Origin of the sequence: Tardiphaga sp. 619_E2_N8_4, assembly GCF_051810905.1 — a bacterium.
Taxonomy (GTDB): Bacteria; Pseudomonadota; Alphaproteobacteria; order Rhizobiales; family Xanthobacteraceae; genus Tardiphaga; species Tardiphaga robiniae.
On sequence record NZ_JBPWQJ010000001.1, the window covers coordinates 5595363 to 5614919 of the forward strand.

The following is a 19557-nucleotide window of genomic DNA, read 5'->3' on the forward strand; positions in this document are numbered from 1 at the left end:
TCCCTCACGCAGCCTGGCGAACTTCAGTGGTCTGTTCTTTGAGCGCCGCAATCAGGCCGGGGCGATCGAACTTGGCGACGTAATCATGGAAACCTGCGAGGCGACCGCGCTCGATGGCCGCCGGGGAGATCATGGCCGAGAGAGCGATGATCGGCGTGTGGCTGAGTTTCTGATCCGCACGGATGGTCTCGGCGAATTCGAAGCCGTTCATGTCCGGCATTTCGATGTCGGTGAGGATTACGTCGACTTCCTGACCCGAGCGCAGGAATGACAAACCTTCCTGGGCGTTGGTGGCGACGCGTACCTTGTAGCCGGCAGCCTTGAGCACAGGCGAGAGCATGTTGCGGAAGAACGCGGAGTCGTCGACCAGTAGCACCGATTGGGCGGTTGCCGAGACACGCATTTCCTTACGCGAGAACCAATCGGCGAAAGCCATCGGCAGGAAGTGACCGACGTCGATCACTTCGGTCGCGAGACCCTTGATGACAGCGGAGCCCAGGATCCCCTCGCGACCGCTGGCCACCTCGATATGCAGCCGCTCTTCGACGATATCGACGATTTCGTCGACGACGAGACCCATCGAGCGACCGTCGTCTGCGAAGACGAGGATTGGCTGGGTGCCCGACGTACGGACGGTCACGCCTTCCATCTGCACCAGCGGCATCAGTTGATCGCGGTACTGGACCATGTAGCGGCCGTTCGACAGCTCGACCTTGTCAACGCCCACTTCTTCGAGGCGCGTGACGAGACCGAGCGGCACCGCCTTGGGCTGTGCGGAGCCGGCGCGGAACACCAGCAGCGACGTCAGCTGTTCTGCATTCATCGCGCGCATTGCAGCGTTCTCGTCGGCGATCTCGTGAGCGTTGGATGCCAGAGCACCAAGCTCCTGCGCGATGCCGTTCGGATCGACGATCATGATCACCGCGCCATCGCCCAGGATGGTGTTGCCGGAGAACATGCCGATGTGACGGAGCTTGGTGGACATCGGCTTGACGACGATTTCTTCGGTGTGGAAGACGCCATCGACGACGATGCCGAACGTCTGGTTGCCCACCTGGGTCACGACGATGAAGCCGTTCTCCGGATCGGCCGACGAGCCGTCATCGATCTGCAGCAGCTTCTTCAGATGCATCAGCGGCAGCAACTTGTTGCGCAGGCGGAGCACCGGGGTGTCCTTGATGCGCTCGATACGATGTTCGGAGTTGGCGCGCGCACGCACCAGTTCGACGACCGCGAGCTGCGGGATCGCGAAGCGATCACCACCGGCTTCGACGATCAGCGCGGACACGATGGCCAGCGTGAGCGGGATCTTGATGGTGACGCTGGAGCCCTCGCCGGCGACCGACTTGATGTCGATGGTGCCGCCGATCTGATCGATATTGGTGCGCACCACGTCCATGCCGACGCCGCGGCCGGAGACGCTGGTAACTGCAGCTGCAGTCGAGAAGCCCGGTGCGAAGATGAACTTGTGGATCTGGGCTTCCGACATCTTCTCAATATCGGCTTCGGTGGCCAGACCGTTCGAGATCGCCTTCGCCTTGATCCGCTCGGTGTTGAGGCCGCGGCCGTTGTCGGCGATGCAGATCAGGATGTGGCCGCCCTCGTGATAGGCGGACAGACGGATGGTGCCCTGCTCCGGCTTGCCTTCGGCAGCGCGCTCAGCCGGCGTTTCGAGGCCGTGATCCGCCGAGTTGCGCACCATGTGGGTGAGCGGATCCTTGATAAGGTCGAGCACCTGGCGATCGAGTTCGGTATCGGCGCCGTGCATCTCGAGTTCGATCTGCTTGCCTAGTTCGCCGGCCAGATCGCGCACGATACGCGGCAACTTCTGCCAGGCATTGCCGATCGGCTGCATGCGGGTCTTCATGACGCCGTCCTGCAGTTCGGCCGTCACGGTGGACAGGCGCTGCAGCGGCACCTTGAATTCGGTGTCTTCATGACGACGGCTGATTTCCAGCAGCTGGTTGCGGGTCAGCACCAGCTCCGAGACCATGGTCATCAGATGTTCGAGCGTGTCGACGTTCACGCGGATTGACTGGTTCGCGACCTTGTCAGCTTCTGGCTGGTCGACCTCGACTGCGGTCTTCTTGGCGGCAGGCTTCGGAGCAGCAGCCTTCGGCGCGGCGGGCTTTTCAGCAACCGGAGCCGGCGGCGCGACAGGCGCAGGCGCAGCAGCTGCTACGGGCGGTGCCACTTCGATGGCGGTTTCCTGGAAGGCGCGCTCAAGCTCTTCGAGCGAGACTTCGCCGGGACGCAGCTCACGCTCCAGGGTCGGAACGACCAACGGGGCCGACTCGGCCACGACAGGCGCTTCCGGTGCGATCGGAGGAGCAGATTCCGTCATCGATTCCATGCCTTTTTCGACCATGTGATGCAGTTCGCCAATCAGATCTTCGTCGACGCCTTCCGGCTCCACTTCCGTGGCTTCGAGCTGACTGAGAATTTCCTTGATGCGATCGATCGTGGTCAGGATGAGCGTAACCGCCTCTCCGGTAACCGGCATTCCATCGCGGAATTTGCCCATCAATGTCTCGGCGGCGTGGGCCAGGGCTTCGAGACGGGGCAGTCCGAGAAATCCGCACGTGCCTTTGATGGTGTGAACCAGGCGAAAAATATTATCGAGAATTTTCGCGTTATTCGGGTCCTGTTCGAAGCGGACCAGCTGATTGTCAACCGTATCCAGGCTCTCGTTGGTTTCCGTCAAAAACTCGCGGAGAAGATCATCCATGAAAATAGGCCTTCACACTCCAGGCTCGCGACTTTCGCTACGCCTTTCGAAGTCTGGCTACTTTCCCCGCAAAGCGTTTAATATTAGTTGAGCATTCCCAAAAACAATGAATGCGACATTTAGCTATATGCTCGCACACGTACGAGCCCGCCAAACGGCGGACTCGTAAAGAGTTCATTAAGAGTTGAATGAGTTTGCGATCAGATCGCGGTGACGACGATGGCGTCGCCTTCGGGCACCAAGGTCACCTTGAGGCCGCAAGCCTGCGCCAGCAGCCGCGTGTAGTAAGGCTGCACGGCATGGGCATCGATGCTGCCAACTTGTTCCGAGGCCAGCATATCGACGATGGCCTGCGGCAGGCGCGCGTTGAGGCCTGCGGCCGTGATCTTGAAACCCTGCGGCTCACCTTCGCCGATGCCATCGATCTTGAGCACGCCGCCGCGCGGAATCGTCTGCTGCGCGATTACCAGCATGTTGAGCAGCAGCTTGACCTTGTTCTTCGGCAGCAGAAGCCGCGGCAGATTCCATTCGATCTTGGTCTTGGCGTCTTCAAGATGACCGCGCGACATGGTCTGCGCGTCGCCGAGATCGATCTGCGCGCCCGCCGAGCCGGCGGCTCCGAAGGCGAGCCGGCAGAACTGCAAGCGGGCCGATGCGGTCTTGGCGCTCTTCCGGATCAGATCGAGCGCGAATTCCTTGTCTTCCGGCTTGGGATTGTCATCGAGCACTTCCAACCCGTTGACGATGGCGCCCACGGGGCTGATCAGGTCGTGGCAGACCCGCGAGCAGAGCAATGCCGCGAGTTCAAGGGCATCGGGGGCCGGACCTGGCGTGGGAGTGTCGGACATGAAATGCGCTCCTGGGGCCACACAGAATGAACGGCGAATCAAGCATTTGCTTTACGGTTAGATACACCGCAGATGGTGGCGCGACCACAACAAGGCTGGCACAGTCCACCGGTGCAACAGGCGCGTGTAGAAATGAACGGGGATGACATGCAGGGGATTGAAGGCTAGTCGATGACGGATGATTCGCGACCTCGCATGGATGCCGCGCGGGCTGCCGTCCTGATGGAGCCGCTGACCGAGCTCGCCGCGCAGGCCGGCGCCGCCATCCTCAAGGTCAACCGCACTGTCATGACCGTGGATGGCAAGGCCGACGGCTCGCCCGTGACCGAAGCCGATCTCGCGGCCGACCATGTCATCGGCGAAGGACTGGCCCGGCTGTTTCCGGGAATCCCGTCGCTGTCCGAAGAGCGCCTGCACCTGGCGACACCGCCTTATGCCGGCACCCTGTTCCTGATCGACCCGCTCGACGGCACCAAGGAATTCGTCGCCGGCCGCCAGGAGTTCACTGTCAACATCGCCCTGATCGTCGATGGCGCACCATTGCTCGGCATCGTCGGCGCCCCCGCCCTCGGGCTGATCTGGCGCGGGCTGGTCGGCCGCGGCGCCGAACGTGTCGAACTCGCACCAGACCTGTCCATCCGCAAGGTCACATCGATCCGGACCCGCGCAGCGCCCGCTGCGGGCGCAGCGTGGACCGCTGCGGTCAGCCGTTCCCATGGCGACCAGCGAACCGAGGCTTTCATCGCCAGCCGCCCCGGCGCTGTCAGACAGGAGTTCGGCTCGGCGCTGAAATTCTGCCGCGTGGCCGAGGGCCAGGCCGACATCTATCCGCGGCTGGCGCCAACCTGCGAATGGGATGTGGCTGCGGGCCATGCCGTGGTGGTGGCTGCAGGCGGCAAGGTGACCGACACCTTTGGCAAGGCGGTTCGCTTCGGCGGCAACCGGGAAGACTTCATCGTGCCGGAATTCATCGCCTGGGGTGACCCCACCGCGAGCGCGCGCGGCTGAACCCGCATTATTTCGCCAGGATATCCTGCACGCCCGGCCAGCGCTTGCGCGCGCCGGGCAGATATTTGGCCGGTGCCGCAGCAAAGGCATCGCGGGTTTCCTCCCGGCCGAACAGGTAAAGGCGTTCGCCCGTAATGAGCCACAAACGCGGATTGCCGGCGAAGGCGACCCCGCGGGCGACATCGACGGGATCATAGCCACCGAATTGCGGACCGTAGATGTCCGGATGAGCGGCGAAAGAGGCGCGGTTGCCCTCATTGCGGAAGCGCCAGACGGTGCCCTCTTCCGACATTTCGAAGTCCGGCTGACCCAGCGTCGGGCGGCCTTCGGTGAAATAGGCCACCGGATCGAAACCGCTGATTGCGAGACCCGTATATCGGTCAGTGACCACGCGCTCGCTGGTCGCAGCCTGCGCGCCCGTCAGGACCAGAGCGGCCGCCAGCAGCAGAATCAAGGCAATTCCACGGCTCCAGCCTGACAATTCCCGCCGTTGTGCCGTCATAGTTGATACCGATAGTATAGGGAGTCGGGGACAATGACTGCAGAGTTAAACCGTGCTTCTCAGCATCCGGTTAAAGCCGCGGTCGCAAATTTGAAATACCAGGGGTTCTTTTCATGACCTTCGCATCACGCCTGGCAGCGGTCGCGCTAGCCACGTTCACGCTCGCCTTCTCGCCGGCTTCTGCGCAGCAACCACCGCGCGGCCAGGCCGCACCGGACACCTATCGGTCCGAAGAACTCATGACGGCCGGACACCGGTTTTTCGGCAATGTCTCGCGCGGCCTCGCTTCGGTGATCGAAAAGGCCGTCAGCCAGTGGGGCCTGCCGAACGGCTATATTCTCGGTGAGGAAGGCAGCGGCGCGATTGTGGCAGGCCTGCGTTACGGCGAAGGTACGCTCTATACGAAGAATGCCGGCGATCTGCGCGTCTACTGGCAGGGCCCTTCGGTCGGCTTCGACTGGGGCGGCGACGGCGCCCGCACCATGACGCTGGTCTATAACCTGCCCGCCACCCAGGCGATCTATCAGCGCTTCGCCGGTATCGACGGTTCCGCCTACATCATCGGCGGCTTCGGCATGACGGCACTGACGGCCAACAACGTCGTGCTGGTGCCGATCCGTTCGGGTCTCGGCCTGCGGCTCGGCGCCAATATCGGCTATCTCAAATATACCCCCAGCGCGACCTGGAACCCGTTCTAAGCCCTAGATCGCGCAGTCCTGCGATCAGGCGCTTCTGAACGGCTGAATAAAGGTTAACGAGGCGTTACGCTGTCTTTGCCGGCGGTGCCATGGCATGGTAACCGCTGCATTTTGAGAGCGTGGGAGCATTCGTCATGGTTGAACCGATCATGTATCTGGCGATCGGTTTTCTGATCTCGATGCTCTGCGGCCTGATGATCATGCCGCTGGTGCATAACCGCGCCGTCCGCCTCACCACCCGCCGGCTCGAAGCCGCGACGCCGCTGTCGATGGCGGAAATCCAGGCCGACAAGGACCAGCTGCGCGCGGAATTCGCGATGGCGGCACGCCGGCTGGAAATGAGCGTCGACCAGCTCAAGAACAAGACCACCAGCCAGCTTGCCGAACTCGGCAAGAAGTCCGACGCCATCAACCGCATGAAGCTTGAGCTCGGCGAAAAGAACGCCACGATCTTCGCGCTGGAAGCCCGTGAAGCCGCCGTGAAGGAAAAGCTCGGCCTCACCGAGGCCGACTTCACCAGCAAGACAGAAGCGTTGCGCGCCGCCGAACAGGCCTTGAGCGACAAGCAGACCGAACTCGCCAAGCTGAACCACGACCTCTCGGACCGCTCCATGGTGGCCGACACCCGCCAGGTCGAACTCATTGCTGTGCGCGCGCAAGTCGAGGAATTGAAGGGCCGCGTCGGCGATGCCGAAAAGGAATTCGCCAATACGCAGCACCGGCTGGAGCTGCAGCGCGGCGAATCCGACACCGCGACACGCGAACTCACTGAGGCGCGCGCGCGCGTCGAGAATCTCAGCCAGCGCGTAACTGATCTCGATCAGCAGCTCACCATTCAGGTCCGCGAAGCCGAACAGCTCGGCGCCCGGGTCACCGATCTCGAGAGCCAGCTCTCGACCCAGACCAAGATCCTCGCCGAGCGCGATTTCGAGAACAGCCAGTTGCGCCAAGCCAATGAAGCCGCCGAACAAATCGCGCGCGACCTGCGCGTCGAGCTCGCCGCCATGAACGGCGCCAAGGGATCGCCTGTTCTCGAGAAGCTGCGCGCCGAGAAGGCCGCGGTGGAGACCGAACTCGCCACCGCCCGCGAAGAGCGCGCCAAGCTGCAGCGCGACCTCAACGGCGTCCATCAGCAGGCCGAGAGCGCATGGGCCACCGAGCGCATGGAAAACGCCCTGCTGCGCGAGCGCATCAACGACATCGCGGCCGAAGTGGCCAAGATGGCGATGACGCTGGAAGGGCCGAATTCGCCCATCGAGGCAATTCTGGCCGCTGAACCGGCCCCAACAGCCCAGCCGCGCCCGGCCAATGACGCAGGTTTCGCCCCCAACAGCACCCTCGCCGACCGGATCCGGGCGCTGCAGTCCCATGCCTCCCGCGCCACGCAGCCGGGCTAAATCGCGGGCCAGGAACCCGGATCGCCCGCATGGCCGGATGGGGGAGGCTTATTGTGCTGACTTGCGGCAGGGTTTGCTTGACACCCCCGCCCCCTATTCCCTAAATCGCGCCACTGACGTCAGTCCCCGCCGGGCCATTACCGCCCGGCCTTTTGGTCTGCACGGCATCCCGGGCGCATAGCTCAGCGGGAGAGCGTTCCCTTCACACGGGAGAGGTCCAAGGTTCGATCCCTTGTGCGCCCACCATTATTCCAGCATATTTAAGTACTTAGTGGCCTTATTCCCTCGAAGTGTGCCCTGGAAAAGCTGGGGCACAGCAGGGGCACACTCGTTTCGGCGCTTGATCATCGTCATGGATTGGCCGGCGCAGCTCTCTAGCCGCCAAGTTAGACTTTCGTGAAATCGGGCTTTCGCTTCTCTGTAAAGGCAGAGAAGGCCTCGCGAGCCTCCGCGCTCTGAAGCCGCTCTTTGAAAAGAGCGCTTTCTTCAGCGATCCTTTCGACCATTTCCTGCTGCTCTCGCATCAAAAGCTTTGTATGGCGAAGTGCGCCCGTCGGACGCTGCGTCAAAGTCAGGGCGGCGGTCGCCGCCCTCGCACGAACGTCGCCGATAGGGACAACAGCATTGGCAAGTCCGCATTGAAGTGCGGTTGCTGCATCCATCGGCTCTCCCAACGCGAACATGGCATACGCCCTCACGTGCCCGATCCGCGAAGGGAGTAACCAACTCGAGGCGGCTTCGGGCACAAGCGCCAGATTGACGAAAGGCGTGATCAGGCGCGCATTCTCCGCCAAGTAGACCAGATCGCAATGCAGGAGCATCGTGGTTCCGACACCAACGGCGTTTCCCTGGACGGCCGCGACGAGCGGCTTGGTCGCCTTTGCTAAATTGCCGATAAAGCGAAACGCGGGACTGTCAGTGGTTTCGTTTGCCGTGGACTGGGCGGCAAAGTCCGCCAAGTCGTTGCCGGAGGTGAAGCTGTCGCCGTCGCCCTGAAACAGAACGACCTTGACGGCGGGATCCCTTTCGGATCGTTCGAGGCCTTCCGACATCGCGTCGTACATCGCGCCAGTCAGCGCGTTCTTCTTTTCGGGACGCGAGATCGTGAGCGTCATCACGCCATCGACGACATCCGTCTTCAAATGATCCGTCATGCCATCGTCCTCAGCTTGCGGCGCGCAGGGGTTCGCGGGCAGAGGCGTCGAGAAAACCGGTCAAGCGCTGGCGGATGATGCTTTCGGCGTCCGCCATGATGCGATCGATCAGTTCCTTGACGGTCGGGATGTCGTTGATGAGGCCCGCAACCATGCCGCAGCTCCAGGCGCCGGCGTCCATGTCACCGTCGACCATGACTTTCGGATACACGCCCGCCACTTCATTGATGATGTCGCCGACGACCAATGAGTCACCCTTAGCTCGTTCGGTTGCGAGCAGCCGCTCGACTCCGGCGTTATTGAGAACGCGCTCGGTATTCCTGAGCGAGCGCATCACCAGACGGGTGTCGAGTTCTGACGCCTTCACAATCGCATCCTTGACGTTCTGATGAACGGGCGCCTCTTTGGTCGCCACGAACCGGGTGCCCATGTTCATGCCCGCAGCGCCCATCGCGAGCACCGCAACCAGACTACGCGCGTCGGCCATCCCTCCCGATGCAACGAACGGGATCTTCAGCTCTTCGGCAGCGCGCGGCAGCAGAATCATGTTTGGCATGTCGTCTTCGCCGGGATGGCCGCCGCATTCGAAGCCGTCGACGCTGACGGCATCGCAACCGATCTTCTCCGCCTTCAACGAATGGCGAACGGAAGTGCACTTGTGGATGACCTTGATCCCCGCCTCTTTCAGGGCTGGCATATATTGCTCAGGGCTTCGACCTGCGGTCTCCACCGCCTTGATGCCGCCTTCCTTAATGGCGGCGATGTATTCTGGATAGGGCGGCGCGTCGAACGTCGGAAGAAATGTCAGGTTCACGCCGAACGGTTTGTCGGTCATGTCGTGACAGCGCGCGATTTCCTTCGCGAGGTTCTCGGGCGTTCTCTGCGTCAATCCGGTGATGATGCCCAGGCCACCGGCATTCGAGACGGCCGCGGCGAGTTCGGCAAAGCCTACATAGTGCATGCCGCCCTGAATGATGGGATGTTCGATCCCGAACAGGTCTGTGATCGCGGTTCTCATGATCGTCTCCGAATCTCGCTGTTTAGGTTTCTTATTATCAGTGAACGATTTCGAGCAAACCCGCTGCGCCCATCCCGCCACCGACGCACATCGTGACCACCGCGTACTTCGCCTTGCGACGACGCCCCTCGATCAATGCATGCCCCGTCAGTCGCGCGCCGGTCATGCCATAGGGGTGACCGACCGCGATGGAGCCGCCGTTGACGTTGAGCTTCTCGGGATCAATGCCGAGCTTGTCGCGGCAGTAGATGACCTGGACCGCGAATGCCTCGTTCAATTCCCAAAGGTCGATGTCGTCGATCGTGAGACCATGACGTTTGAGGAGACGCGGAACGGCGAAGATCGGCCCTATGCCCATCTCGTCCGGCTCGCAACCCGCCGAGACGAATCCACGGAAGATTCCGAGCGGCTTTAGGCCCTTTTTGGCGGCGAGCTTGTCGCTCATGACCACGGTGGCGCTGGCACCGTCCGATAGCTGGCTCGCGTTGCCGCCGGTGATCGTGTAACCGGGGCCCTTCGCGGGCTTGACCTTGGCCAACCCCTCGGCGGTGGTGTCGGGACGCGGGCCCTCGTCCGCCAAGAGCGTGATCTCGTTGTAGGAGATGGCGCCGGTCTCCTTGTTAGTCACGGCCATCGTCGTCTTGATCGGCGCCAGTTCGTCATTGAAGCGGCCGGCCTGCTGCGCGGCCGCGGTGCGGCGCTGACTTTCGAGACTGTATTCGTCCTGCGCGTCCCGAGAGATGTCGTAGCGTTTTGCGACGTTTTCGGCCGTATCCAGCATGGCGATGTAAGCGTCGCCTTTGATCGCCAGAAGCTCCGGATCGACCGCGTGCCACTGGTTCATGTGCTCGTTCTGGACCAGGCTGATGGATTCACCGCCTCCGCCGACCGCGACCTCCACGCCATCGAAGATCACCGACCGAGCGGCAAGCGCGATCGCCTGAAGCCCCGACGCGCACTGTCTGTCGATGGTGGTGCCGGCGACCGTGACGGGAAGACCGGCGCGAAGCAGAGCCTTACGCGCGATGTTCGACCCCGTCGTACCCTGCTGCATGGCGCATCCCATCACGACGTCCTCGACTTCTCCGCCAACGATGTTCGCACGTGCGAGCGCAGCCGAAATGGCGTGTCCCATCATGGTCGCACCTTCGGTATTGTTGAGCGCGCCCTTATAGGCCTTTCCGATCGGGGTGCGGGCGGTCGATACGATTACGGCTTCGGTCATTTATTATTTCCTTGGCTGGATGGGACGGGCGTGACCGCGCGTCATGCGGCGCGGGCGAATCGCATCAGATGGAAAGCGGGGTCGCCGAACTGGATGTCGATGGCGCCGATACGCTTGAAATAGTGACCGACCTTGAGCTCGTCGCTCATGCCCATGCCACCGTGCAGTTGGATCGCCTGTTCGCCGATGAAGCGCGCAGCATATCCGACCTTTGTCTTCGCACCGGAGGCTAGCTTCGTGACATGGGCGTCGTTGGACGCCAGCGTCAGGGTTAGATGCTGCATCAACGAGACGGCTTCCTGCAGCGCGATAAACATGTCGACCATTCTGTGCTGCAGCACCTGAAACGATCCGAGGGTCACGCCGAATTGCTTGCGGGTCTTGCTGTAGTCTAGCGTCGCCGCATTCAGCTCGGTCATTGCGCCTATAGCCTCGGCACACAGTCCGCCGATGCCGCGGTCGCGACAGCTCTCGAGCGCGACGACTCCCTGGCCTTCGCGTCCGAGCAGGTTGACCGCCGGGATGCGAACATCCTTCAGCGTGACCTCGGCGGCGCGCCTGCCGTCGACCGTCTGGTAGCTTTGCATATGTAGACCGGCCGCCCGGCTGTCGACGATGAACAGGGACACGCCGTCACGATCGCCATCTCGGCCGGACGTTCTCGCGGAGACGATCAGCCGGTCGGCCCACGGAGCACCGATCACGGCGGCTTTCGTTCCCGACAGGACGTAGTCATCACCACTTCGGTCCGCAGACACCGATACCTTGTTGAGGTTGTACCGAGATCCCGGTTCGGCCCAGGCCAACGCCCACGTCGCCTCGCCCGCTGCGATCTCGGCGAGCAATTCCCCGCGTTGGTCGTCGGTCCCCAATGCCTCGATTAGCCCTCCCGCCAGCACGACCGTCTCGAAATATGGCTCGACGACGAGGCTGCGGCCGAACTCCTGCATGACGATCATGGTCGTCAGCGGGCCGTTCCCGAGGCCGCCATATTCCTCCGCGAACGGTGCCGCCAGAAGACCGAGGTCGGCGAACTTTGCCCACACTGCGCGACTCCAACCATCTTCGCCCGCGACGATCTTCGCTCGGTCATCGAAGCCGTATTCTTCCTTCAGGAAACGTTGCACGCTGTTGCGGAGCAATTCCTGGTCTTCGGTCAGTTCGATGTCCATGGACGCCTCTCCTGGTGCGGGTCAAAGACCGAGCACGGCTTTCGCGATGATGTTGCGTTGAATCTCGTTGGATCCGCCGTAAATGCTGAGCTTGCGCGAGTTGAGGTATTTTTCCGCCGACGTATGCCCATAGTCAGGCCCGGGCATGAACCGGTTCCCGCTGTCGGGATGCTCTCGAAGAGCAACGCCGTAATTGCCCATCGCGCGGTGCGTGAGGTCGGTAATGCGCTGGAAGATCTCGGTGCCTCTGATCTTGAAGAGCGATGCGGCCGGGCCGGGATCGATACCGCGTGACATCTGCGCGACAACCCTCAATTCCGTCGCTTCGAGGGCCAGCACATCCAATTCGACACGGGCGATCTCGCGGATGAATTCCGCGAAACTCGGATCGTCCTCGGGAATTTCGGCCCTGACGATGTCCTTGAGTCGCCGCAGGTACCGCGTCGAACGACCGATACCCGCCATGCTGGTGCGCTCGTTGCCGAGGAGGAATTTTGCGTAGGTCCAGCCCTTGTTCTCCTCGCCGATCAGATTCTCGATCGGCACCCGCACGTCCTCAAGGAAGACGTCGTTGACCTCATGTGAGCCGTCGATGGTGATGATCGGCCGAACCGTCACACCCGGCGTTTTCATGTCGATCAGCAGGAACGAGATTCCTGCTTGGGGCTTGGCGGACGGATCGGTGCGGACGAGACAGAAGATCCAGTCCGCGTGCTGCGCGAGAGTGGTCCATGTCTTGTGCCCGTTGACGACGTAGTGATCGCCGTCGCGAACCGCCTTGGTCCTGACGGAGGCTAGATCCGACCCCGAACCCGGCTCCGAGTAGCCTTGGCACCACCAGTCCTCGCCCGACAATATGCGTGGCAGGAACCTCGCCTTCTGGGCCTCCGTTCCGAACGTGTAGATAACCGGGCCGACCATGGTCACGCTGAAGGCGAGCGGCGGAAGCGTCCCCGCACGCGAGGTCTCCTGCTCCCAGATGAAGCGCTGGGTCAGCGACCAACCGGGGCCGCCATATTCCTTCGGCCAGAGCGGCGCGATCCAGCCCTTCTGATGGAGGATCCTGTGCCAAAGGAGCGATTGCTCTTTCGTGAGATCCGTCTCGGGATTCGCGACACGCATTTCCTTCGGGTAGTTTTCCGAGATGAAGGAGCGAGCTGCGTCACGGAATGCCGCGTCTTCCGCCGAAAGGTTGAGCTCCATGACGAGCTACCACTTCTCGCCGAATGGACGGATCTCATGCTCGAAGGTCCATGCATCGCGCGGTTGCTGGTAAAGGGACCAGTATGCCTCGGCGACCGCCGCCGGCCGCATGAGCCGGTTCGGATCGAGGTTTTCCATTGCCTGCGGCCCTTCGCGGCTGGTGATCAGCTGTCGCACCCATTCCGTATCCACACTCGAATCGATGATCAGGTGCGCGACGTGAATGTTCTTTGGCCCGAGTTCCCGGGCCATCGATTGCGCGACGGCTCGGAGACCGAACTTGGCGCTCGCGAAGGCTGCGAAACCGTTGCCGCCGCGCAGGCTGGCCGTCGCTCCGGTGAAGAAGATGTTCCCCTTGCCGCGTGCCAGCATTGCCCGCGCCGCTTCGCGTCCAGCGAGGAATCCCGAATAGCACGCCATTTCCCAGACCTTGCGGAACACCCGCTCCGTGGTCTCGACGATCGGAAAATTGACGTTGGCGCCGATATTGAAAACGCACACCTCCAAAGGGGCATGAGCGTCGGCGTCGGCGATGAATTTCACCATCTCGTCTTCCTTGCGCGCATCGAGAGCCCGTCCGAACACGGTCCCACCGGCAGCCTCAATCTCCTTGATCAGCGGCTCCAGCTTCTCGCCCTGGCGCCGGCCTACGAATACCGTGAAGCCTTCGGCAGCGAATTTCTTGGCGATCTCGCCGCCGATGAAGTCACCTGCGCCGACGACGGCCACCGTTGCATTGCGTTTTTTCACCTGAATCTCCTGGATACGAGTATGTCGCGACGAATGCCGCCTCAATCTGCTTGGCTGCGCAGCGATTCCGCCAGCTTGTGCTTGAGAATCTTGCCCGTGGATGTGGCCGGCAGCGCCGGCAGAACGATGATTTCCGATGGGCGCTTGTAGGATGTGAGCTGAGGCCCGACATGCGCCATCAAGTCGGAGGCCGTTGTCCCGGTCCCCTGAAGAAGCTGCACGAAGGCAACGACCTCTTCGTTACCATCCACCTGACGGCCCACCACCGCGCACTGCACGACCGAGGCATGCGTACTCAACACCGCTTCGATCTCGGCGGGATAGACGTTGAATCCCGACCGGATGATCATTTCCTTGGTACGGCCGACGATGAAGAGACAATCGCCCTCGAAGCGTGCCAGATCTCCGGTATTGAACCAGCCGTCCGGATCAATCGCTTTCGCGGTGAGATCCGGCGCCCGGTAATAGCCGCGCATCACATTCCGGCCTCGGACATGAAGCTCACCGACCTCGCCGGGAGGCTTGAACGCCCCGTCGAGACTCAGAATCTTCGCCTCGATACCTGGGAGCAGAGGGCCAACCGCCTGATCATCGCGCGGCGCATCAATGCGTACGCCAGATAGCCCGGGCGAACATTCAGTGATGCCATAGCCATTCAATAGTGAGAGCCCGAGTTCTCGCTCCACGCGCGACTTCAAATCCAGATCGAGCGGCGCACCTGCGACTGCAATGAGGCGCAAAGAGCCCGGATCGAGCTTGCTCAAGCCGGCAATCGATTTGTATTCCAGCAATCGCTGATAGGTCGCCGGCACGCCGTTCAGAATCGTGATGCCTTCGTCAGAGATCGCCTTGGTCAACGCAGCCGGATCATACTTGCTTGCCAATCGGACGGACGCGCCCGTCATCAACGTCATCACCAACAACGAAATGCCGACGATATGCGAAATCGGCAGGACGATGTACTGCTTGTCGGCAGGAGTCATGCGGCGGATGTCCGCTGTGGTCTTAGCGCTGAAGAGCAGGTTCTCGTGTGTCAGCATCACGCCCTTCGGCGTGCCGGTCGTACCGGACGTATAGATGAGCACGGCGACCTGATCCTTCGGACTGTCCTCGACGGGCTCAGGTGACGTACCCTCATTGAGGGCGGTCACGGCCACCTCGGATAGCGGGCCGATCAGATGCGCTTGGGCTTCATACCGCGCGGCATGACTCGCCGCTTCCTTGGACACGCCGGTTGTCAGAAGAACGCGGCGCGCCCCGCTGTGATCCCTGATCTGATCCAATTCCCGAGCGGACAGCCGCGGATTGACGACGATCGCCCAGACATTGAGGCGACTTGCCGCGAGCAGAAGTACAGCGAGTGGAATACTGTTCTCGCTGACGATCATCAGGCGGTCGCCGGGCCTGATGCCGAGCTTGGAGAGATCCCGAGCAACGGTGCCGACGGCCTCGCGCAACTCACCATAAGTCAGGCTGCCACCGTCTTCGATCAGCGCTATGCGATCGGGCGTTTCGACGGCATGTCGGTCAATGACGTGATCGATGCGGCGCGGCAACGCAGAGAGTATGCGTGCCGCCTGATCGGCGTCGACCGTCTTCAACATCTTCGTCCTCCCGGGAAAAGAGCCGCTTGGTCGCAGCTTCTGAATCGAATGGTCAGGTAACCTAGGCCGTCCTCGTTTTCAGGACAGAAGCCTGCTCAACGATCGCCTCTTCCACATCCCTGAGACTATCCTTGCCGAAGAACATCTCGTTGCCGACGAAGAACGTCGGCGACCCGAACGACCCACGGTTCACTGCGTCATTCGTATCGTTGATCAACTTCTGCTTGACGTCGTCCTGTTGAGCGCGCGCGATCAGCCTGTCGATGTCGATGCCCGACGCCCTGAAGGCCGCGGCGAATACTTCGGGATCATCCATCTTCTTCGGCTCTTCCCACATATGGTGGTAGGCCGCCCTGAAATACGGATCGAATACACCTTCGAACTTGGCCGCGACAGCGCCACGCATGAGCATGAGCGTGTTGACCGGGAAGAACGGATTGCTGTGGAACTTGGTGATACCGTGGCGCCGGATGAAGCGCTCGGACTCCAGCCTCTGGTATTCAGGCTTGTTCTTGATGCCGCGCAACGACTCCGCAGGCGACATATTACCGGTAGCTTTGTAAATCCCGCCCAGCAGGACCGGAATATATTGAAATTTGACCTTGGTGCGTTGCTCGATACCCGGGAGCGCGGCTTCGGCGAGATAGGCGTTCGGGCTGCCGAAATCGAAATGGAATTCCGGCTGTGATCGATCGGTCAACGGCGCCTCCCCTTGTATCTTGACGGGCACGATCAAATGTCCGCCCTGACCGAACGCTAAAGTTCTATTTTAGAACTGTCAACGGCAAAACCTGCTTTGAAGCTGGAACGGCGACAACGGTATTGTTTTGAGGTCCATGCCAAAATAGAATGCGCGGAATGGGAATGCCGGAGACGTGGGATGAAATGGGATTCGCTTGAGGAAGAGCCGTGTTCGCTGGCCCGCACCGTCGCGGTGATTGGCGACCGCTGGACGCTTATGATTTTGCGCGAATGCTTCCTGCGCAAGCGTCGCTTCGACGCCTTCCAGACATCGCTGGGAATTACACGGCACCTGCTCGCCGACCGCCTCAAGAAGCTGGTTCGATTCGGTGTGCTTCGGCGCATTCCCTATATGGATGCACCCAAGCGATACGAGTATATTTTGACCCAGAAGGGACTGGACCTTTACCCGATCATCATGTCGGTCGTTCATTGGGGTAACATCCACATGGTCGACTCGCGGGGGCGACCGATGCTTCACGAGCACAAGTCATGCGGCAAGCACTTCGATCCGCTCATGATCTGCTCGGAATGCGGCGAGCCGGTGCTTGCCAAGGAAGTCCACGTCCATCCGGGGCCTGGCGCTCGCGAAACGGCAATGCCCAGGACGCAGATTGTCAAGGCACAGGTTAAGGCGCAGGCGCCGAAAGCCACCGCTTCCAGGGCAAAACGCGCCTGAGGCCAAGTCCGGACGAAGAACAAGCCGGACTTGGCGACGACTGCGTTACTCCGAGCTCGCGTCCAGAAGACCGCCGAACTGGTCCCAGGAATTCCCGTTCCAGCGCTGCAGCTGAAGCTGGGTATAGGCCATGCTATTCTGCGGTCCGGTATTGATAGTAATTCCCGGCATCAACGTCGGCAGGGACAGGCCCCGAATATTGCGTGCCTGCTTCACGATATTCTCGCGGGAATAATCGCCAGCGCATTGTTTCAGAACCTGCTCCAGGATCTGGCCCTGCTCCGTGCCATACACATAGTTCGCATCGCCAATGTCGGCACCGGGCAGATATTTCGCGAAGTGGGCTTTGTACCACTGGACCCCGGGATCATCCGCCCATTTGCTGTCGCTCGGATCCTTTGCGATGGTCGCCGCGACGATACCGATCGCCTTGTCGGGTCCTGCAGGCACGATGGTCGACGAGACCGAGCTTGAGACGTAGTTGATCAAGAACAGCGGCTTCCAGCCTATTTCGGACGCTTTCTTGATCGCCTGCGCGGCGAATTTCGGCGTGCCGGCAACCAGGAACGCTGCCGCGCCCGAGGCTTTCAGATTCACCACATGGGAGTCGATGGTGGGCTCACTCAGTTCATATGCGGATGCCACGACCTTCTTGTCGAAAGCGTCCTTGAAATACGCCTTAAACGCCGCGAGGAAGTCCTTGCCGAGATCGTCGTTCTGATACAATAGCGCGATCTTCGCATCCGGCAGCACCTTCGAGATATATTTGGCGTAGATCTTTCCCTCGGTGTCGTAGCTGGGCAGGCCCGTCGTCGTCATCGGGAATTCTTTGAAGTTCGTGAACTTGTTGACGCCGCTCACCACGAACAGGTGCGGGACCTTCTTCGCGTTGACGTATTTGATCGTCGCTCCAATTCCAGGCGTGCCCTGCGGGCCGAACAGAAACGCGACCTCATCGCTTTCAACGAGCTTGCGCGTCTGTTCCACCGTTTTCGGCGGGCTATAGGCGTCATCATAAGTGATGAGATTGATCTTCTTGCCGCCGATGCCACCGCGATCGTTGATCGAGTTGACATAGGCAATGAGCCCCTTGCCGGTATTGCTCAAGGGCGACGCAGGTCCGCTGAACGGAAAGGTCGCACCGATTTTGATTTCGGTATCCGTGACGCCGACTGTCTCGGCTCGCGCCTGCAGTCCGAACAGCGTCGCTGCCATTGCAACGCCAACAAACATTCTTCTCATCATTGTCCGCTCCCTCCAGTGCCGCAAGCTTGACTGCCTGCCATTTAAAATTCTCGAATGAAGAGCTCTCGCCAACGTCGCCGAGCGAAACAGCCCTGCACATGACCCATCGGTGACAGCGACATGCGCCCGGATCGGCCATCCCCGGGGTGCCGTAGCTCGTCAGGGCAGAGGCCGGCCAAGCCCGGCGCTGCTGCGTCGTTCAAACCCGGCAGCCCTCGAAATGAGTTTGGCTATCGATCGATGGGCCGATGACGCGCGATCCCACCGCACCGATCACCGTGCCACGTGGCGCCGCGCGCGGCATGCACCGCCATTGGGATCGCAAACCATCAACGCTGTCGTGATCCGGCGCATCATATCCTCCCCTGGCTCGCCGCAATGATCACGGCGGCGTGCAATCATTCGATCGCAATTATTAGTCCATAATCTTGGTGATCAAGGTCAGTTCTTTTAAAGAACTTGTCAATCGCCAAATTGTCGCCGCGCAAGTGGAAGCTGACGCGACGCCGCCCGTCGATGAGACGGGGCTGGATCGGACGCTAGGTTTTCCGATCTGCGATTGCCTGCTTTGCAAGGTCGACCCAGATCGGCGCTTCCCGCTCATAGAGTTCGCGTGTCGCCTGCATCGACATCGGTCCTTCATCGATCCCGAAGGTCGCGAACATGGTCCTGACCTTTTCGGTCTGCGCCGCCTGCATGATGAGATCCGACAGGCGTTCGGCAATGGCCGTTGGCGTACCGGTGGGCACCGCACAGCATTGATAGGTCAGCAGTCCGAAGAGCGGCGAATCCGCCCCCTGCTCGGCAAACGTCCTGACTTCCGGGAAGGTCGTGAGCCGCTTCCGTGGCACGGCGACGACTGCACCCGCCCCGCTCTGTAGGACGGGCTGCGCGCCAACGATCGTACCGATACCGCCGTCGACCGTCTGTGCCAGCATGTCGGTGAACATCGGCGCCTCGCCGCGATAGTGGATCGGCTCGATGTTCAGGCCATATTGCTTGTTGAGCGCGAGGATCGTGAGGTGCGGAGGTGAGCCGACCCCGAACGTTCCGAGCGTCATGCGCCCCGTCGCGCGCGCATGGCGAACGACGCCGTCGAGGTCGGTGATGCCCAGCTGCTTGCGCGTGATGAGCGGCAGTCCACCCGTCGGCATCGCCGAAACCAGCTGAAAATCCTTATCCGTGTCGTAGGCAAGATCCTTTACCAGCACGCGGTTCACGGTCATCGCGCCAGACGTATTGAACAGGATGGTATAGCCGTCCGGCGCTGCCCGCTTGACCTCGGCCCCGGCAATCGAACCGAGCGCGCCGGTCTTGTTCTCGACGATCACCGGCACGCCGGTCTGGCTTCCGATGAACTCGGCATACATCCGCGCATAGACGTCGGTCTGTCCGCCCGGGGCGAAGCCGACGACGATCCTGATCGGTCGCTGCGGCCAGGTGTCCGCCGCCGATCGTGCGATCGACGGGAATGCAACGGTGGACGCCGTTGCGGCCAAGAAAGACCGGCGCGTTATTTTCATTCTTCATCCTCCCTCTGATAGGCGTCGTCATTTTTCCGTCCGCGTCATTGAGGCCTGTTCGG

The 19557-nt window shown here is 61.3% G+C and carries 17 protein-coding genes and 1 tRNA gene; 5 read left to right on the plus strand and 13 right to left on the minus strand.

What is annotated here, in order from left to right; genetic code table 11:
• Positions 1–4: 4 nt before the first annotated feature.
• Positions 5–2728 (minus strand): hybrid sensor histidine kinase/response regulator, encoded by a 2724-nt coding sequence (locus tag AB8A23_RS26685; RefSeq protein ID WP_439057603.1) that lies wholly within the window; start codon positions 2726–2728, stop codon positions 5–7.
• A 200-nt stretch (positions 2729–2928) separates the two neighbouring features.
• Complete coding sequence (gene chpT / locus AB8A23_RS26690; RefSeq protein ID WP_068737134.1) at positions 2929–3576, minus strand: histidine phosphotransferase ChpT; 648 nt, start codon at positions 3574–3576, stop codon at positions 2929–2931.
• Between the two features lie 171 nt (positions 3577–3747).
• On the opposite strand from chpT, the gene cysQ reads away from it, so the two are divergent.
• Entirely contained in the window at positions 3748–4584 is an 837-nt protein-coding gene (gene cysQ / locus AB8A23_RS26695; RefSeq protein WP_120288929.1) for a 3'(2'),5'-bisphosphate nucleotidase CysQ, read from the plus strand.
• A 7-nt stretch (positions 4585–4591) separates the two neighbouring features.
• Here the strand turns inward: cysQ and AB8A23_RS26700 are convergent, their stop codons facing one another.
• Positions 4592–5086 (minus strand): YHS domain-containing (seleno)protein, encoded by a 495-nt coding sequence (locus AB8A23_RS26700; RefSeq protein WP_439057602.1) that lies wholly within the window; start codon positions 5084–5086, stop codon positions 4592–4594.
• Positions 5087–5199: 113 nt separating this feature from the next.
• On the opposite strand from AB8A23_RS26700, the gene AB8A23_RS26705 reads away from it, so the two are divergent.
• From AB8A23_RS26705 to AB8A23_RS26715, 3 genes are all read left to right on the plus strand, one after another.
• Positions 5200–5784, plus strand: a complete 585-nt coding sequence (locus AB8A23_RS26705) for a DUF1134 domain-containing protein (protein WP_089267524.1) — start codon at positions 5200–5202, stop codon at positions 5782–5784.
• 134 nt (positions 5785–5918) lie between these two features.
• Positions 5919–7181 carry a hypothetical protein gene (locus AB8A23_RS26710; protein ID WP_439057601.1) on the plus strand — a complete coding sequence of 421 codons (1263 nt, stop codon included), beginning with the start codon at positions 5919–5921 and terminating at the stop codon, positions 7179–7181.
• Between the two features lie 171 nt (positions 7182–7352).
• Positions 7353–7427: transfer RNA gene (locus tag AB8A23_RS26715), tRNA-Val, on the plus strand.
• Between the two features lie 140 nt (positions 7428–7567).
• On the opposite strand, the gene AB8A23_RS26720 is transcribed toward AB8A23_RS26715, so the two are convergent.
• The 8 genes from AB8A23_RS26720 to AB8A23_RS26755 form a co-directional block, all read right to left on the minus strand.
• On the minus strand, positions 7568–8335 hold the full coding sequence (locus AB8A23_RS26720; RefSeq protein ID WP_309946822.1) for an enoyl-CoA hydratase: 768 nt from the start codon (positions 8333–8335) through the stop codon (positions 7568–7570).
• A gap of 10 nt (positions 8336–8345) precedes the next feature.
• Positions 8346–9353, minus strand: a complete 1008-nt coding sequence (locus AB8A23_RS26725; RefSeq protein WP_439060446.1) for an NAD(P)H-dependent flavin oxidoreductase — start codon at positions 9351–9353, stop codon at positions 8346–8348.
• 37 nt (positions 9354–9390) lie between these two features.
• A complete protein-coding gene (locus tag AB8A23_RS26730) occupies positions 9391–10578 on the minus strand; it encodes an acetyl-CoA C-acyltransferase (RefSeq protein ID WP_175365715.1) in 1188 nt (395 codons plus the stop codon).
• A 41-nt stretch (positions 10579–10619) separates the two neighbouring features.
• Positions 10620–11750 (minus strand): acyl-CoA dehydrogenase family protein, encoded by a 1131-nt coding sequence (locus AB8A23_RS26735; protein ID WP_439057600.1) that lies wholly within the window; start codon positions 11748–11750, stop codon positions 10620–10622.
• A 21-nt stretch (positions 11751–11771) separates the two neighbouring features.
• On the minus strand, positions 11772–12953 hold the full coding sequence (locus AB8A23_RS26740; protein WP_439057599.1) for an acyl-CoA dehydrogenase family protein: 1182 nt from the start codon (positions 12951–12953) through the stop codon (positions 11772–11774).
• Positions 12954–12959: 6 nt separating this feature from the next.
• On the minus strand, positions 12960–13703 hold the full coding sequence (locus AB8A23_RS26745; protein ID WP_439057598.1) for an SDR family NAD(P)-dependent oxidoreductase: 744 nt from the start codon (positions 13701–13703) through the stop codon (positions 12960–12962).
• Positions 13704–13744: 41 nt separating this feature from the next.
• Complete coding sequence (locus AB8A23_RS26750; RefSeq protein WP_439057597.1) at positions 13745–15307, minus strand: class I adenylate-forming enzyme family protein; 1563 nt, start codon at positions 15305–15307, stop codon at positions 13745–13747.
• Between the two features lie 61 nt (positions 15308–15368).
• Positions 15369–16007: a 2-hydroxychromene-2-carboxylate isomerase gene (locus AB8A23_RS26755; protein ID WP_439066032.1), complete on the minus strand. Its 639-nt coding sequence runs from the start codon at positions 16005–16007 to the stop codon at positions 15369–15371.
• 180 nt (positions 16008–16187) lie between these two features.
• On the opposite strand from AB8A23_RS26755, the gene AB8A23_RS26760 reads away from it, so the two are divergent.
• Complete coding sequence (locus tag AB8A23_RS26760) at positions 16188–16727, plus strand: winged helix-turn-helix transcriptional regulator (protein WP_439057595.1); 540 nt, start codon at positions 16188–16190, stop codon at positions 16725–16727.
• A gap of 45 nt (positions 16728–16772) precedes the next feature.
• Here the strand turns inward: AB8A23_RS26760 and AB8A23_RS26765 are convergent, their stop codons facing one another.
• Both AB8A23_RS26765 and AB8A23_RS26770 read right to left on the minus strand, forming a co-directional pair.
• Complete coding sequence (locus AB8A23_RS26765) at positions 16773–17972, minus strand: ABC transporter substrate-binding protein (RefSeq protein ID WP_120288900.1); 1200 nt, start codon at positions 17970–17972, stop codon at positions 16773–16775.
• A 539-nt stretch (positions 17973–18511) separates the two neighbouring features.
• Positions 18512–19495 carry a Bug family tripartite tricarboxylate transporter substrate binding protein gene (locus tag AB8A23_RS26770; RefSeq protein ID WP_439057594.1) on the minus strand — a complete coding sequence of 328 codons (984 nt, stop codon included), beginning with the start codon at positions 19493–19495 and terminating at the stop codon, positions 18512–18514.
• Between the last annotated feature and the right edge of the window lie 62 nt (positions 19496–19557).

What these genes read in the sequence shown, in the direction of transcription:
- AB8A23_RS26765 (WP_120288900.1), bottom strand. Translation starts at nt 17,972, where the DNA reads ATGATGAGAAGAATGTTTGTTGGCGTTGCAATGGCAGCGACGCTGTTC.
- AB8A23_RS26725 (WP_439060446.1), bottom strand. Translation starts at nt 9,353, where the DNA reads ATGAGAACCGCGATCACAGACCTGTTCGGGATCGAACATCCCATCATT.
- cysQ (WP_120288929.1), top strand. Translation starts at nt 3,748, where the DNA reads ATGACGGATGATTCGCGACCTCGCATGGATGCCGCGCGGGCTGCCGTC.
- AB8A23_RS26730 (WP_175365715.1), bottom strand. Translation starts at nt 10,578, where the DNA reads ATGACCGAAGCCGTAATCGTATCGACCGCCCGCACCCCGATCGGAAAG.
- AB8A23_RS26685 (WP_439057603.1), bottom strand. Translation starts at nt 2,728, where the DNA reads ATGGATGATCTTCTCCGCGAGTTTTTGACGGAAACCAACGAGAGCCTG.
- chpT (WP_068737134.1), bottom strand. Translation starts at nt 3,576, where the DNA reads ATGTCCGACACTCCCACGCCAGGTCCGGCCCCCGATGCCCTTGAACTC.
- AB8A23_RS26740 (WP_439057599.1), bottom strand. Translation starts at nt 12,953, where the DNA reads ATGGAGCTCAACCTTTCGGCGGAAGACGCGGCATTCCGTGACGCAGCT.
- AB8A23_RS26705 (WP_089267524.1), top strand. Translation starts at nt 5,200, where the DNA reads ATGACCTTCGCATCACGCCTGGCAGCGGTCGCGCTAGCCACGTTCACG.
- AB8A23_RS26720 (WP_309946822.1), bottom strand. Translation starts at nt 8,335, where the DNA reads ATGACGGATCATTTGAAGACGGATGTCGTCGATGGCGTGATGACGCTC.
- AB8A23_RS26735 (WP_439057600.1), bottom strand. Translation starts at nt 11,750, where the DNA reads ATGGACATCGAACTGACCGAAGACCAGGAATTGCTCCGCAACAGCGTG.
- AB8A23_RS26700 (WP_439057602.1), bottom strand. Translation starts at nt 5,086, where the DNA reads ATGACGGCACAACGGCGGGAATTGTCAGGCTGGAGCCGTGGAATTGCC.
- AB8A23_RS26760 (WP_439057595.1), top strand. Translation starts at nt 16,188, where the DNA reads ATGAAATGGGATTCGCTTGAGGAAGAGCCGTGTTCGCTGGCCCGCACC.
- AB8A23_RS26710 (WP_439057601.1), top strand. Translation starts at nt 5,919, where the DNA reads ATGGTTGAACCGATCATGTATCTGGCGATCGGTTTTCTGATCTCGATG.
- AB8A23_RS26750 (WP_439057597.1), bottom strand. Translation starts at nt 15,307, where the DNA reads ATGTTGAAGACGGTCGACGCCGATCAGGCGGCACGCATACTCTCTGCG.
- AB8A23_RS26770 (WP_439057594.1), bottom strand. Translation starts at nt 19,495, where the DNA reads ATGAAAATAACGCGCCGGTCTTTCTTGGCCGCAACGGCGTCCACCGTT.